Source organism: Enterobacter sp. UPMP2052 (assembly GCF_053709675.1).
Genome location: NZ_JBSKJR010000001.1, coordinates 1,672,182 through 1,686,986, shown reverse-complemented (window position 1 = coordinate 1,686,986; position 14,805 = coordinate 1,672,182). Strand labels below are relative to the sequence as shown.

Annotated in this window: 15 protein-coding genes and 2 tRNA genes; 6 read left to right on the top strand and 11 right to left on the bottom strand. The window is 56.5% G+C overall.

Going from position 1 to position 14,805, the window contains the following annotated elements:
* Nucleotides 1-49: 49 nt before the first annotated feature.
* Together mgsA and csgI are read right to left on the bottom strand one after the other, a co-directional pair.
* Nucleotides 50-508, bottom strand: a complete 459-nt coding sequence (gene mgsA / locus ACWKX3_RS07930; RefSeq protein ID WP_042319468.1) for a methylglyoxal synthase — start codon at nt 506-508, stop codon at nt 50-52.
* Nucleotides 509-588: 80 nt separating this feature from the next.
* Nucleotides 589-1,251 (bottom strand): curli synthesis inhibitor, encoded by a 663-nt coding sequence (gene csgI / locus ACWKX3_RS07925; protein WP_058609201.1) that lies wholly within the window; start codon nt 1,249-1,251, stop codon nt 589-591.
* 170 nt (nt 1,252-1,421) lie between these two features.
* On the opposite strand from csgI, the gene ACWKX3_RS07920 reads away from it, so the two are divergent.
* Nucleotides 1,422-1,835: a CoA-binding protein gene (locus tag ACWKX3_RS07920; RefSeq protein WP_042319470.1), complete on the top strand. Its 414-nt coding sequence runs from the start codon at nt 1,422-1,424 to the stop codon at nt 1,833-1,835.
* Between the two features lie 37 nt (nt 1,836-1,872).
* Here ACWKX3_RS07920 and hspQ read toward each other — a convergent pair whose 3' ends face one another.
* A complete protein-coding gene (gene hspQ / locus ACWKX3_RS07915) occupies nt 1,873-2,190 on the bottom strand; it encodes a heat shock protein HspQ (protein ID WP_006174557.1) in 318 nt (105 codons plus the stop codon).
* A 60-nt stretch (nt 2,191-2,250) separates the two neighbouring features.
* Nucleotides 2,251-3,441 carry a 23S rRNA (cytosine(1962)-C(5))-methyltransferase RlmI gene (rlmI, locus tag ACWKX3_RS07910; RefSeq protein ID WP_042319473.1) on the bottom strand — a complete coding sequence of 397 codons (1,191 nt, stop codon included), beginning with the start codon at nt 3,439-3,441 and terminating at the stop codon, nt 2,251-2,253.
* 93 nt (nt 3,442-3,534) lie between these two features.
* Between rlmI and yccX the strand changes: the two genes are divergently transcribed.
* Nucleotides 3,535-3,816: an acylphosphatase gene (gene yccX / locus ACWKX3_RS07905; protein WP_088207543.1), complete on the top strand. Its 282-nt coding sequence runs from the start codon at nt 3,535-3,537 to the stop codon at nt 3,814-3,816.
* On the opposite strand, the gene tusE is transcribed toward yccX, so the two are convergent.
* Both tusE and yccA read right to left on the bottom strand, forming a co-directional pair.
* Complete coding sequence (gene tusE / locus ACWKX3_RS07900; RefSeq protein ID WP_006174562.1) at nt 3,813-4,142, bottom strand: sulfurtransferase TusE; 330 nt, start codon at nt 4,140-4,142, stop codon at nt 3,813-3,815. The genes yccX and tusE overlap by 4 nt on opposite strands.
* An 87-nt stretch (nt 4,143-4,229) precedes the next feature.
* Nucleotides 4,230-4,889, bottom strand: a complete 660-nt coding sequence (yccA, locus tag ACWKX3_RS07895; protein ID WP_454541558.1) for an FtsH protease modulator YccA — start codon at nt 4,887-4,889, stop codon at nt 4,230-4,232.
* A gap of 269 nt (nt 4,890-5,158) precedes the next feature.
* Between yccA and ACWKX3_RS07890 the strand changes: the two genes are divergently transcribed.
* The 3 genes from ACWKX3_RS07890 (at nt 5,159) to ACWKX3_RS07880 (ending at nt 7,229) form a co-directional block, all read left to right on the top strand.
* Complete coding sequence (locus ACWKX3_RS07890) at nt 5,159-6,787, top strand: ABC transporter substrate-binding protein (RefSeq protein ID WP_088207542.1); 1,629 nt, start codon at nt 5,159-5,161, stop codon at nt 6,785-6,787.
* A 145-nt stretch (nt 6,788-6,932) separates the two neighbouring features.
* Nucleotides 6,933-7,020 (top strand) — tRNA-Ser (locus ACWKX3_RS07885).
* Between the two features lie 121 nt (nt 7,021-7,141).
* Nucleotides 7,142-7,229, top strand: a tRNA-Ser gene (locus ACWKX3_RS07880).
* Nucleotides 7,230-7,286: 57 nt separating this feature from the next.
* Here ACWKX3_RS07880 and puuE read toward each other — a convergent pair.
* The 5 genes from puuE to puuD all read right to left on the bottom strand — a co-directional run bounded on the left by puuE (nt 7,287) and on the right by puuD (nt 12,857).
* A complete protein-coding gene (gene puuE / locus ACWKX3_RS07875) occupies nt 7,287-8,552 on the bottom strand; it encodes a 4-aminobutyrate transaminase (RefSeq protein WP_454541557.1) in 1,266 nt (421 codons plus the stop codon).
* Nucleotides 8,553-8,591: 39 nt separating this feature from the next.
* Nucleotides 8,592-9,872: an NAD(P)/FAD-dependent oxidoreductase gene (locus ACWKX3_RS07870; protein ID WP_058609195.1), complete on the bottom strand. Its 1,281-nt coding sequence runs from the start codon at nt 9,870-9,872 to the stop codon at nt 8,592-8,594.
* 2 nt (nt 9,873-9,874) lie between these two features.
* Nucleotides 9,875-11,362, bottom strand: coding sequence for an aldehyde dehydrogenase PuuC (gene puuC, locus ACWKX3_RS07865; RefSeq protein WP_454541556.1), 1,488 nt, complete (start codon nt 11,360-11,362; stop codon nt 9,875-9,877).
* Between the two features lie 159 nt (nt 11,363-11,521).
* Nucleotides 11,522-12,079 (bottom strand): HTH-type transcriptional regulator PuuR, encoded by a 558-nt coding sequence (gene puuR, locus ACWKX3_RS07860; RefSeq protein ID WP_006174575.1) that lies wholly within the window; start codon nt 12,077-12,079, stop codon nt 11,522-11,524.
* Nucleotides 12,080-12,104: 25 nt separating this feature from the next.
* Entirely contained in the window at nt 12,105-12,857 is a 753-nt protein-coding gene (gene puuD / locus ACWKX3_RS07855; protein WP_454541555.1) for a gamma-glutamyl-gamma-aminobutyrate hydrolase, read from the bottom strand.
* Nucleotides 12,858-13,081: 224 nt separating this feature from the next.
* Here puuD and ACWKX3_RS07850 point away from each other — a divergent pair, with 224 nt between their 5' ends.
* On the top strand, nt 13,082-14,500 hold the full coding sequence (locus tag ACWKX3_RS07850) for a glutamine synthetase family protein (RefSeq protein WP_006174579.1): 1,419 nt from the start codon (nt 13,082-13,084) through the stop codon (nt 14,498-14,500).
* Nucleotides 14,501-14,805: the final 305 nt, after the last annotated feature.

The following is a 14,805-nucleotide window of genomic DNA, read 5'->3' as shown; positions in this document are numbered from 1 at the left end:
TGGCAAAATCTGCAGGCCCGGGCAAGCGTAGCGCCGCCGGGCAAACAGGCTACTTCAGTCTTTCAGCCAGATAGCGCGGGTAATCCGGGATCAGGATCTCAACCGGCGCGCTGAACTGCGGTGACTCAATAATAAAATCCGCCGTCGACACGTTGGTCGCTACCGGGATGTTCCACACCGTTGCCAGGCGCAGCAGCGCTTTTACATCCGGGTCGTGGGGAACCGCGTTGAGCGGGTCCCAGAAGAAAATCAGCACGTCAATTTTCCCCTCGGCGATCTGCGCGCCCACCTGCTGATCGCCGCCCATCGGGCCGCTCATCATGGCGTTGACCTCTAACCCCGTTGCCCGGTGGATCAGGTTCCCGGTCGTTCCCGTGGCGGAAAGGGCGTGACTGGCCAGCAGTGGCTGATGGCGGCGCACCCAGTTAAGCAGCATGTCTTTGCAGTGATCGTGTGCCACCAGTGCAATGTGTTTACGTGAAGGCAGCGTGCGTGTTGTCAGTTCCATAATCTTATCCGTGAGGTTATCTGACTACACGATGACGGGAACCGCCTGATGCTGCAAGAGAAAGGGCAAAAAAATGTGGCTTATGACGAAGGTTGTTGCTTCACCCATTGCAGAAAACGGGCCCGCGTGTCCGGGTCGGCCTGCTGGAACCAGAACTTCAGGCGCTGCTCGGTGAGCGTCTGGGACTGAGGCGGAATGACATCCAGCTCAGAGACGCCGGACAGCAAGGTACTGTCGTCCGCCATCATCGTTGCAAACTGGGGCAGCGACGCGGGTTTACCGGCTTTATTGTAGATCTCGGTATCCGCCTCGTAGTTGGCTCCCTTCGCGGTTGCGGTTATCGCCAGAATGTCCAGCTTCACCGGGATGGGCATGGCATCCCCGTCCAGCAGTTCTATGCGCGGCGCGGAATCAAACGCGACCGACTCTTTTTCGGTTTCCAGGCGCGGCAGATGAAAGTTAACCTGGCTCACGCGCTGGGTGTTAAAGCTGATAATCAGCGGCGGGGAGATGTACATACGCTGTTCGTGATTCGAAAGGCGAACTGTTTTTTCGACCCGGAACACTACCTGATGCGGCCCGTTATCCAGCTCGATGCTGTCAGCACCCCGCAGGAGCGAACTGGACACCTTTTTCCCGTCCAGCACCAGCAAATCGATATCCGTAGAGAGCCGCAGCGTGGTTGCGAAAACGCAAACCGGCATCACTAACGCAATCACAGCAGAGATAATGCCGGTTTTCATAGTGCGCTCCTGTCTAAACGCGTGTCGCAATAATGTATCTAAATTTTTCGATAATCACGTTTACTAACATATAGACATATTCCGCTGTTTTGCCCTCATACATCGGTATGGGATGGATGGTTGGGATGTCCGCGATGGCGTACACTTTAAAAAAAGCCTGGAGAAAGAAGATGAAAGAGAACGATATTGCCGAGATCCTGACATCGACACGCACCATCGCGCTGGTGGGGGCGAGCGATAAACCCGACCGTCCCAGCTATCGGGTGATGAAATACCTGCTGGATCAGGGCTATCACGTTATTCCGGTTTCGCCAAAGGTCGCCGGTAAAACCTTGCTGGGCCAGCAGGGTTACGCGTCGCTCGCCGACGTGCCGGAGAAAGTGGATATGGTTGATGTCTTCCGCAACTCTGAGGCGGCATGGGGTGTAGCGCAGGAGGCAATCGCCATCGGGGCAAAAACGCTGTGGATGCAGTTGGGTGTGATCAATGAACAGGCTGCGGTGCTGGCGCGCGAGGCGGGGCTGGCAGTGGTGATGGACAGATGCCCGGCAATTGAAATTCCCCGGCTGGGGCTGACAAAGTAATATAAAAAAAGCCCGGTTATCGGGCTTTTTTACAGCGTTAGTTACGCAGCCTTGGAGCCTGTAACTGTTTGCGGATGGTTTGCGCTAGCTCATCCATGGTGGGTTGTTCCGGATGCTCATCCCGCTGTTCGCCGCTCAGCTGCGCTTCGGCAAGATAGGTGTGAACGGCCTGACCGTCATCATCTTCCATTACCACATGATACCAGGGCGCGGCGCGAAGCTCTGCGTTAACCGCCAGCTCATCTGCCGACGGTTCATCAAGGGAATACTCCGGGTCGATATCCACGACCACACCCAAATACCCTAGCAAGGTGTGGCGGACCTGCTGGCCGATACCGAATTTGCTGGCAATCATAGTCACCTCCCGGGAAACATTACTTACACTCTATGTGCGGGCAATATTTCTCTTTTCAAGTTACATGACGCGACAGGCAAACCCTTTCAGATACAGCCCTTCCGGGTAGGTAGCGATCACAGGATGGTCTGCTGCCTGACGGAACTGCTCTATAAATTGTACATCACGACCCGCATCTATTGCGGCATCCGCGATGATTTTCTGAAATAAATCGGTGGTCATCAGCCCCGAGCAGGAGAAGGTCAACAGCACGCCGCCAGGATTCAGCAGCTGAATGGCCAGCATGTTGATGTCTTTATACCCACGGCACGCGCCCATCAGCTGGCTTTTGTTCTCCACGAATTTCGGCGGGTCCATCACGATGACGTCGAATTTTTCGCCCTGATCGCGGTATTTGCGCAGCAGCTTAAAGACGTCGTCACGCACGAACTCGGCTTTGCTCAGGTCCAGCTTGTTCAGCTCAACGTTTTGCTTTGCCACGTCCAGCGCTTCCTGAGACGTATCCACGCTCACCACCTGAGCACAGCCGCCCATCAGCGCAGAGACGGCAAACCCGCCGGTGTAGGAGAAACAGTTCAGGACGCGTTTGTTGGCAACGTACTGGCGCGTCGCCAGACGGCTGTCGCGCTGGTCGAGGTAATAACCGGTTTTATGCCCGCCCTGGATGTCCACCAGCAGCTTCATGCCGTGCTCTTCGATAGGCAGCAGGGCAGGTGGCAGTTCGCCGGTGACCGGGCCTTGCGTCAGCTCCATACCCTCTTTTTTACGCACCGCCACGTCGCTGCGGTCGTATATGGCACATTCCGGGAACTGAGACTGTAAGGCGCTGATCAGCGCGGCACGCTGATATTCCGCACCTGCGCTCAGCAGCTGCAGCACCAGGAAGTTGCCGAAGCGGTCAATGGTCACGCCCGGCAGGCCATCGGACTCGCCGGCAATCAGACGATAGCTGTCCAGCCCGTCACGCTGTGCCAGCCACTCGCGCCACTGGTGCGCCTGCTGCAGGCGACGAACAAAGAAATCGATGTCGATGGTTTCATCTTTATCGAAGGTCCACACGCGAGCGCGGATCTGAGACGCAGGCGAGTATGCGCCGCGCGCTAACCATTTCCCCTGATGGTCAACGATATCAATGGTCTCACCGAGGCTGGCTTTGCCTTCCATGCGGGCAACCGCGCCGGAGAAGACCCAGGGATGACGGCGCAGTAATGACTTCTCGCGCCCTTTGGCTAACACTAAACGTACACTCATAATTTGCTATTCTGTCGATTCCAATGAAATGGCCGCCATTTTCCCGAGTTCAGTGAGGAAATGCAACGCGCCAGACGGATAAGGAGAAGGAAGATGTCAAAAGTCTGCACAATCGCGTGGGTTCACGGCATGGTTCAGGGCGTCGGGTTTCGTTACAGCACCCAGCGCGAAGCACTCCAGCTTGGGCTGACGGGCTATGCGCGCAATCTGGACGACGGCAGCGTGGAGGTTTTAGCCTGCGGCGAGGCGGAGCGGGTGGAAACCCTGATAGCCTGGCTGAAGGCGGGCGGGCCGCGCAGCGCCCGGGTTGATAAAGTCTTAACGCAACCGCATCAACCCGACCGGGAATACGCTGACTTCGGTATTCGCTATTAAATACACTTCACCGGTTTTGGCAGGCCGGCAATTTTGGTCGCCTGCTTGGCCGGGCCTTTCGGGAACAGACGGTACAGATAACGGCTGTTGCCTTTCTCTTCACCAAATGTGTTCGCCATCGCCTTCACCAGCATACGGATTGCGGGTGAGGTGTTAAATTCGAGATAAAACTCGCGAACGAAGCGCACCACTTCCCAGTGCTCGGGGGAGAGGGTAATGCCTTCTTTTTCGGCAATCACTTCCGCCAGCGCTTCGCTCCACTGACCGCTCTCTTTGAGATAACCGTCGTTATCGGTTTCGATCTCTTTACCTTCAAAGTTCAACATAGCCTTTCACACGTCAGTCAAAAACCGCGGCAGTGTACCAAAAAACAAAGCCCCGCATAAGCGGGGCTGAGTTCATAGCACTGTTGATTAATCGCGGCTTGCAAAGCCCAGGATGCTCAGCAGGCTGACGAAGATATTGTACAGCGACACATACAGGCTCACGGTAGCACGGATGTAGTTGGTCTCACCGCCGTGAATGATGTTGCTGGTTTCATACAGAATGGCGCCCGATGAAATCAGGATGAACACCGCGCTGATAGCCAGGTGCAGGGCAGGCAGCTGCAGGAAGATGTTCGCCACCATACCAATCAGCACCACCACGATACCCGCCATCAGCATCCCGCCGAGGAAGGACATGTCTTTCCGGGTGGTCAGCACGTAGGCCGAGCAGCAGAAGAACACCAGTGCGGTACCGCCCAGCGCCATGCCGATCACGTCACCCATACCGGCCGACAGATAGGCGTTCAGAATCGGCCCCAGAATGTAGCCCAGGAAGCCGGTAAAGGCGAATGCGGACAAAATTCCCACCGGTTTGTCAGCGGTTTTGTAGGTCAGGAACATCAGACCGTACATCCCCACCAGCGTCAGGATCAGACCCGGAGACGGCAGCATCAGCACGGTGCTGGCCGTGGCGGTGATAGCGGAAAACGCCAGCGTCAGGCTGAGCATGAAATAGGTGTTGCGCAGCACTTTATGCGTGCTGAGTAGCGATGTGAGGTCGCGTGAAGAACTTACAATACGATCCATGAGTCACTCTCTTATGACAGATGTAATTAACGGCAAGAATAGGAAACGGGACGCCAGACTCAAAATGGTTTTACCCATCTTTACTCAGCGCCTTAGCGCCGTGGCTGGTTATTTATTCTACAAAAATGGCATTTGGCAGAATGAACGGCGTTATAAAGATTTTATCCAGATCGGGCTCTTATAGGTTACTGAAAAATATTGCGTTATTACAGCCGCGGCGCTAAGAGTTATTGCGGGATCGTCAGAATACAGACAATAAGGCGAAGGAAATGAAACCACAAACACGCAATATCTTTACACTCTCTTTGGTCACCGCCGCGCTTCTCGGTGCGAGCGCACCCTCCTGGTCCGCCAGCGTGCCGGCAGGGACTGAGCTTGCGCAAAAGCAGGAGTTGGTCCGCAACAACGGTAATGAACCGGCGTCGCTGGATCCTCATAAGGTGGAAAGCGACGTCGAATTCAATATTATCAGCGATTTATTCGACGGGCTGGTAAGCGTTTCTCCGAAGGGCGAGATCCAGCCGCGGCTGGCGGAGAAATGGGACAATAAAGACAACACCGTCTGGACGTTCCATTTGCGTCCGGGCATCACCTGGAGTGACGGTACGGCCATCACCGCGCAGGATGTCGTCTGGAGCTGGCAGCGTCTGGTTGACCCAAAAACGGTGTCACCATACGCCAGCTATCCCGGCAGCATGCACATTGCTAACGCTGCCGACATTGCCGCAGGCAAAAAGTCTCCCGAGACGCTGGGCGTAAAGGCGATTGACGATGCCACGCTCGAGGTGACCTTAAACCAGCCAAACGCGGCCTTCCTGGCGATGCTGGCGCACCCGTCGCTGGTGCCGATTGATAAGGTGCTGGTGGGACGTTACGGCGAGAAGTGGACTAAACCTGAGCACATTGTCACCAGCGGGGCGTACAAACTGTCGCAGTGGGTGGTGAACGAACGCATCATCGCCGAGCGCAACCCACACTACTGGGATAACGCCCATACCGTCATCAATAAAGTCACCTATTTGCCGATCACCTCCGAGGCTTCGGACGTCAACCGCTACAAGGCGGGCGAAATCGATATCGTTTATACGGTCCCGATCAACCAGTTTGCGCTGCTGAAAAAAACGCTGGGCAGCGAGCTGGACGTTTCGCCGCAGCTTGCAACCTACTACTACGAATTCAACACCGCTCGTCCGCCGTTCAACGATGCCCGCGTGCGCAAGGCGCTGAACCTGGCGCTGGATAAAGAGATCATTGCGGAGAAGGTGTTGGGGCAGGGGCAGCGTCCCGCCTGGCTTATCAGCCAGCCGGATATCGGCGGCGTGACGTTAAAAAACCCGGATTATGCCAGCTGGCCGATGGACAAGCGCATTGCCGAGGCGAAAAAGCTGCTGGCAGAGGCCGGATTTAATGCCGATCATCCCCTCAGCTTTAATCTGCTCTATAACACCTCCGAATCGCATCAGCGCATTGCAATCGCCGCCAGCTCAATGTGGAAGAAAAATCTCGGCGTGGAGGCGAAGCTGCAAAACCAGGAGTGGAAAACCATGCTGGATACCATGCACACCCACAACTTTGACGCGGTGCGCTACGCGTGGATTGCAGACTACGACGACGCCTCCACCTTCCTGAACAACTTCCGGACCGGCGATAGCCAGAATACCACCCAGTACAGCAATCCAGAGTATGACCAGGCGATGATAAGCGCCGCTAAGGCCAAAACGGCGGAGGAGCGCGGTACGTTTTATCAGAAGGCGGAAGATCTGCTGAGCCGCGACGTGCCAGCCATACCGGTTTATCACTACGTTCGTACGCACCTGGTGAAGCCGTGGGTCGGCGGGTTTACGCCGGATAAGCTCGGGTACTACTACACCAAAGATATGTACATTAAGAAGCACTAAGCCGTAGCGGGGAGATTTTGTGCTGAGAAAATGGCCGATTTGTCGTCTATTCAACCGATTAAACGCATTTTGGCTATTTTTCAGGCGAACGATAAGGCTGATGCTTTACAGGGCGCGGGCAGGTGTTTATAGTTCGCCTCACTTAGGAAGCGTGGCCGAGCGGTTGAAGGCACCGGTCTTGAAAACCGGCGACCCGAAAGGGTTCTAGAGTTCGAATCTCTACGCTTCCGCCAAATTTGAAAGCCCTGCGATAGCAATATCGCGGGGCTTTTTGCTTTTTTGACCCTGAATCGAAAAATAGAAAAAATGTTGCTTTACAACGCGCTAATAGATGTTTATAGTGCGCCTCACTTTGGAAGCGTGGCCGAGCGGTTGAAGGCACCGGTCTTGAAAACCGGCGACCCGAAAGGGTTCTAGAGTTCGAATCTCTACGCTTCCGCCAAATTCGAAAACCCTGTGATAGCAATATCACAGGGTTTTTTCGTTTCTCGCCTCCAGCTTAGCCGCGCACGACCTCCTGCAGGATCCCCAACGCTTGGCTGAACTGCGCGTCCGGGATGGTCAGCGGATAGAGGAAGCGGATAACGTTGCCGTACTGCCCGCAGGTCAGCAGCAGCAGCCCTTTCTCGAGCGCTTTCTGCTGGATCCGCTGCGCAATGGCGGCGGAAGGTTCGCGCGTCGTCGGGTCAAAAAATTCGGCGGCAATCATCGACCCTACGCCACGCACGGCGGCAAGCGACGGACAGCCGCTTTTGATCTCCTCAAGCGTTGACTTCAATCTGTCGCCCAACTGCCGGGCACGTTCGCACAGTGCCTCGTTATCGATGATGTTCAGCACCGCATGCGCGGCGGCTATCGACAGCGGGTTCCCGGCATAGGTACCGCCCAGGCCGCCCGGCGCAGGAGCGTCCATGATGTCCGCTTTACCGACGACGCCTGAAAGCGGCATGCCGCCCGCCAGGCTTTTCGCCATTGTCATGATATCGGGCTTGTCGTCATAGTGGTCCATGGCGAACAGTTTGCCGGTGCGGGCGAAGCCGCTCTGCACTTCGTCGGCAATCATCACAATTCCGTGGGTGTCACAGAGGCGGCGAATGGCGGCAACCAGTTCCGCTGGCGCAACGTTAAAACCGCCTTCACCCTGCACGGGTTCGAAGATAATGGCTGCCACCTGTTTCGCCTCGATATCGGCCTTGAACAGGCGTTCAATCGCGGTGAGGGAATCCTGGGTGGTCACGCCGTGCAGTTCAGAAGGGTACGGAACGTGGTAAACGGAGCCGGGGAAGGGGCCAAATCCCAGTTTATAAGGCGCGACTTTGCCGGTCAGCGCCATGGTCATGTAGGTCCGGCCATGGAAGCCGCCGCCAAAGGCAATCACACCAGGGCGGCCAGTATGGGCGCGGGCGATTTTAATCGCGTTTTCCACCGCTTCTGCCCCCGTTGAGAAGAAGGCGGTTTTCGCCGGGCCCGGGATCGGCGCCAGCTCGTTGAGTTTCTCGGCTAAGGAGACGTAGCTCTCGTAGGGCACAATCTGATACGCCGTATGGGTAAACTGCTGGAGCTGTTTTTCCACCGCGCTTACCAGTTCAGGGTGGCAATGGCCGGTGTTCAGCACCGCAATCCCGGCGGCAAAGTCGATATAGTCATTGCCTTCCACATCGGTGAGCGTGGCATTCCTGGCCGAGCGGGCAAAGAAATTGCACATTACGCCCACGCCGCGCGGCGTGGCAGAGAGTCGACGCTGATGAAATTCATTATTGCTCATGATAAAGACCCTTATTAAAACGCCAGTCGATGAAGGAAATTACACGCCGAGACGGTCGCGCAGGCTGTAGTACGCCGCGCCCATGGCGGTAAACGGAATGCGCAGGCTGCGTCCGCCGGGGAACGGGTAATGCGGCAGGTTGGCAAAGGCATCAAAACGCTCGGCGTCGCCGCGCAGCAATTCTGAAATCAACCGGCCGGCGAGGTGCGTACAGGTCACCCCGTGCCCGCTGTAGCCCTGCATGTAGTAGATGTTGCTGTCGAGGCGGCCAAACTGCGGCATGCGCGACAGCGTTAGCAGGAAGTTGCCGGTCCAGCGATAGTCAATTTTTACGCCTTCAAGCTGCGGGAAGGTTTTCAGCAGTTTCGGCATGACCAGACGCTCCACATCCTCGGGATCGCGCGCGCCATAGACGACACCGCCACCGTACAGCAGGCGGTTGTCGGCGGTCAGACGGTAATAATCCAGCAGATAGTTACAGTCTTCCACGCAGTAGTTGTTAGGCAGCAGCGAGCGGGCAAGATCGTCAGAGAGCGGAGCGGTCGTGACCACCTGCGTGCCGCAGGGCATGCTGCGCTTCGCCAGGTCCGGCTCTACTTTGTCGCCCAGATAGGCGTTACCGGCGACGATAACGTAGCGCGCGGTCACTTGCCCTTTAGCCGTGGAGACCACCGCCGGACTGGTGTGCGCAATGTGGGTCACCGGAGACTGCTCGTAGACGCGTCCGCCGTTCAGACGAATCGCGTCCGCTTCGCCGATGGCTAAGTTCAGGGGATGGATATGCCCGCCGCTGCGATCCAGCAGCGCGCCGGTGTAGCGTTCGCTGTTCACCTCGCGGCGGATAGCGCTGGCGTCAAGCAGCTCCAGCTGCGTGTTGCCGTAACGCTCCCAGTTCTCCTTTTGCTCTTCCAGTGTTTCGAGCTGTTTATGGTTGAGCGCCACGAACAGGCCGCCGGGGCGATAATCGCACTGGATCTGGTAGCGCTGAATACGCTCACGAATAATCTCCCCGCCTTCGAACATCATGCTGCCCAGCATGCGGGCCGTATCGGGACCGTAGGTTTTCTCGATAACGTCGATGTCGCGGCTGTAGGAGTTAACCAGCTGGCCGCCGTTGCGTCCGCTGGCGCCAAAGCCGATGCGCGCCCCTTCCAGCAGCACCACGTCGTAGCCCATTTCGGCAAGGTGCAGGGCAGAGGAGAGGCCGGTGTAACCGCCGCCGACCACGCAGACGTCGCAGCTAATTGATTCGCTCAGCGTCGGGAAGGGTTCATATTTATTGGCGCTGGCGGCGTAATAGCTGGTGGTATGTTCAGTCATGATTAAGGCTCCAGGGCAATCCAGATGGTTTTCAGTTCGGTGAATTTTTCAAGCGCGTGCAGGGACTTGTCCCGCCCGTTGCCGCTCTGCTTATAGCCGCCAAAGGGGACGGTCATATCGCCATCGTTGTAGTTGTTCACAAAGACCGATCCCGCTTTCAGACGGCGGCTCATGCGGTGGGCGCGGGAGAGATCGCGCGTCCATACCGCCGCGCCAAGGCCGTACTGGCTGTCGTTCGCCAGGCGCAGCGCCTCCTCTTCGGTTTTAAAACGGGTAACAACCAGCACCGGGCCAAAAATTTCCTCCCGGCAGATAGCCGCCTCGGGCTTGACGTCGACAAACAGGGTGGGACCAACGGCGGCAGGCCAGGCGCTGTTACGCCCGTCGAGCAGCAGAGTGCCGTTATTCATTCCGTCGCGAATAAAACCGTGCACCGCGTCGGCGTGACCGGCGTCAATCAGCGTACCCATGGTGGTGTCAGGATCCAGCGGGTTGCCCGGCTGCCAGTTCTGCGCCTCGGCTTTCAGGCGGCTGAGAAACGCGTCAGCGATGCTCTCCTCCAGCAGCAGGCGTGTACCGGCGATGCAGACCTGACCCTGGTTGTAGAAAATGCCCGCAGCGGTGGTGCTGACGGCTTTGTCGAGATCCGGGCAATCAGCGAAAACGATATTGGCGCTCTTACCACCCGCCTCCAGCCAGACGCGCTTCATATTGCTGTCGCCCGCATCTTTCAGCAGCTGTTTCCCGGTGCGGGTTGAGCCGGTAAAGGTCATCACCTCCACGTCCGGATGCAGCGCCAGCGCCTGGCCCGCCTCGTGACCAAAACCGCTGATCACGTTGAGCACGCCGTCCGGCAGCCCGGCCTCTTTCGCCAGCGCTGCCAGCCGGATAGCCGTCAGCGGCGATTTTTCAGAAGGCTTGAGGATGACGCTGTTGCCCGCCACCAGCGCCGGGCCGAGCTTCCAGCAGGCCAGCAGCAGCGGGAAATTCCACGGCACAATGGCCGCCACCACGCCGACCGGCTCGCGAACGATCATGGCCAGATCGTTATTCCCCGTGGGCGCAACTTCGCCATACACCTTATCGGCCGCTTCGGCGTACCAGCGAATGGCGCGCGCGGCACCGGGAATATCGTCCCGCAGGCTGTGACGGACAGGCTTGCCGGTATCCAGCGTTTCCAGCAGCGCTAATGTTTCGCGGTCGCGCTCGATCAGGTCTGCAAGGCTGTTGAGCACCGCTTTACGTCGGGCAGGAGAGGCCTGCGACCATTCGCCACGATCGAAGACCGCACGCGCGGCCTCAACCGCCCGGTCGACATCGGCCTGTTTGCCGCGTGCCACCTGCGCCAGCGTCTTTTGCGCCGCCGGGTCCAGCGTGTCGAACGTGGAATTATCGGCGGCATCGCAATATTCGCCGTTAATAAATAAACGCGTTTCGATGTGGATATTTTTCGCTTTATCCTGCCAGTAGGTCAGGTCCTGAAAATGCATATTCACTCCTTCCTGTCGCAATCAGATAAATAAAGGCGGTCGCAGATAACAGGCGTCAAAAGGCCGCAGGGCGTCCCAGGTGATGACCTGTTAAATACCGTCAATAGGGCTTTTTATAAGCCCCGACAATAAGGCGTTATCGTCGGGGCGGGTCTGAAATCAGAATGTGGTGGGGGTGTGGGCACTGATAATTCGGCAAATCCCTGCCGAGGTGTTGCTGAAGCTGTGCGGTATGCCGGTATTAATGGCATAGCTCTGCCCTGCAACCAGGTGATAGTGCTGACCGTTAATGGTCAACATAATTTCACCTTCCAGAACGGTGCCTATCTCCTCACCCTGATGTTTGATTCTCTCCCCGGTTGTGGTTCCAGGCTGGTAAGTTTCAAAAATCATCGCCAGCGTACGGTTCGGGTTTCCGTTGTGAACCAGCTTCATCGAAACGCCCTGACTGCCCATTTCGATAAGATCGTCCTGATTGATAACCACCTGCGGTTCATCAGGCTTTTCGGGTTCAGAAAAGAATTCCGAGAGCGACAGCCCATAGACTTTCAGCAGCTTTTGCAGCGTACTGATGGCAGGACTGACTTTGTCCTGCTCTATGGTGCTGATGGCACTGTGTGTCAATCCAGACAGTTCGGCGGCACGGCGTTGTGAGAGACCCAGCTGTTGGCGGATCTCAGACAGACGTTTCCCTGGCGCCAGTCCGTCATCGCTCATAGTTGCATTTCCTTAACTGTAGTGGTCAAAGCCGCTGTTTTTCAGCAATGTGGCTCTGACAGGCGGTGATAAAACCCTCAAACAACATACGCGACAGGGCATATTCGCTACTGTTCCATTCGGGATGCCATTGTACGCCAAGCGCGAAAGGATGGTCATTTACGCTGACCGCTTCCACCAGCCCGTCTGTGGAACGTGCTTCCACACGCAGCCGTGGCCCTAACGTTTTTGCTCCTTGTCCGTGCAGCGAGTTTACCCAAAACGTGTTGCAGCCCGGTATCAACTGAGAAAGTAAACCTCCTTCCTGAACCTGTACTTCATGAGAGGGCGCGTACTGCATCTCAGCCGGCAGTTCAGGATCTTCGCGATGTTCAAGCAGCGCTGGCTCATCGAAAAGACGACGATACAGAGTCCCTTCGGTGGCGACAACCAGTTCCTGTAAACCACGGCAGATGGCGAAAATGGGGATGCGCCTTTCGAGCGCGGCGCGGAGCAACGCCATGCTCAGAAGATCACGCCCGGGATCGGCGTCAGGCTCATCGCCGTTTTCACCATAAAGGTGCGGCTGCACGTTGCTGGGGCTGCCCGGCAGGTAAATGCCGTCAAGCTTTGAGAGTAAAACAGAAAGCAGCTCTGGCTCTGCCAGCGCGTGGGGCAGGGCAATCGGTAATCCGCCTGCGTGAATAATGGCATTCAGGTACTTTTCTTGCAGGGTCTGGGTCTCATGACCCTTAAGCCTGTTTCGACACATCACCACGCCAATAACTGGCTTGTACATTATATTTTCCATGATCGCCCTCACAAAGTGGACTAAATTTAGGCCGGTTTCGCATATTAAACGGCCATTTCGTTCAATATTTTCTCAATCTAGCAGTGGGATCTGCCATTTGCAAACTTAATTTAACATTTGACAAACAATTTGTTTGCATACAGATTCGATAGTATGGACATTATATTTGACAGTCGAAGTCCGCGAACGCAAACCCAAAACGGTGGTAAATCATGGAAACCAATATCGTAGAAGTTGAGAACTTTGTGCAGCAGTCGGAAGAGAGGCGGGGCAGCGCATTTAGCCAGGAGGTGAAGCGCTATCTGGAAAACTATCCGAATACCCAGTTTATCGACGTACTGCTTACCGATTTGAACGGGTGTTTCCGCGGCAAGCGCATTCCGGTTGCTGGCCTGAGCAAGCTGGAAAAAGGCTGCTACTTCCCGGCGTCGGTCTTTGCCATGGACATTCTCGGTAATGTGGTGGAAGAGGCCGGATTAGGGCAGGAGCTGGGTGAGCCGGATTGCACCTGCGTCCCGGTGCCGGGCACCTTAACCCCGTCAGCCGCCGACCCTGAATATATTGGTCAGGTTCAGCTGACGATGATTGATGAAGATGGCGCTCCCTTTGACGTTGAGCCACGGAACGTTCTCAACCGACTCTGGCAGCAGCTGCGCCAGCGCGGTCTGTTCCCGGTGGTAGCGGTAGAGCTGGAGTTCTATTTACTCGATCGCAAACGCGACGCCGAAGGGTATCTCCAGCCACCGTGCGCGCCGGGTACCGACGTGCGTAATACCCAGAGCCAGGTCTATTCCGTCGACAACCTTAACCACTTTGCCGACGTGCTGAACGACATTGACGAGCTGGCGCAGCTCCAGCTGATCCCCGCCGATGGCGCGGTGGCGGAAGCGTCGCCGGGGCAGTTTGAAATCAACCTTCACCATACCGAAAACGTGCTTGATGCCTGCGATGATGCGCTGGCCTTAAAACGTCTCGTGCGTCTGATGGCGGAAAAACATAAGATGCACGCCACGTTTATGGCGAAGCCGTACGAAGAGCATGCGGGAAGCGGGATGCACATCCACATCAGCATGCAAAACAGCAAAGGCGAGAACGTGCTGGCTGATAAAGACGGGGAAGATTCCGCGCTGCTGAAGCGGGCGCTGGCGGGGATGATCGACCTGATGCCCGCATCGATGGCGCTGCTGGCACCCAACGTCAATTCGTATCGCCGTTTCCAGCCGGGGATGTATGTGCCAACCCAGGCGTCCTGGGGGCATAACAACCGCACGGTTGCCCTGCGCATTCCGTGTGGCGATCGCCATAACCATCGCGTCGAGTATCGTGTGGCGGGAGCGGATGCTAACCCGTATCTGGTGATGGCCGCCATCTTCGCCGGGATCCTGCACGGGCTGGACAATGATTTACCGCTGCAGGAAGAAGTGGAAGGTAATGGGCTTGAGCAGGACGGGCTGCCGTTCCCTATCCGCCAGAGCGACGCGCTGTGGACGTTTATGCAAAACGACGATCTGCGCGAACGTCTGGGCGAGCGTTTCTGCCATGTTTATCACGCCTGCAAAAACGATGAACTGCTGCAGTTTGAGCGTCTTATCACAGAAACCGAAATTGAGTGGATGTTGAAAAACGCCTGATATCGTGCCCCGCGAGGGGCCAGTTGAGACAGTCTAATAAGTAGCATCATACGGTCTGCGCGGAGCCTGGCCGAAAAATCTGCTGGTGATCCAGCCATTTCCCGGGTGTCGCGTTAAGGAGCGCAGGCGGCAACGGGGCTTCAGTTAACGACACTGTGTGTGACGAGGAAATGAAATGATGCAGATGTTCAAATATCCGCAAGGTGAGGGAGGCCACGCTCTCCTTCGCCCTGAATGCCAGACCGCGCTGTCCTGCTGTGACGTACTCTCTCCCTTTTTATTATTTCCTCCCTTGCCAGGCAGGT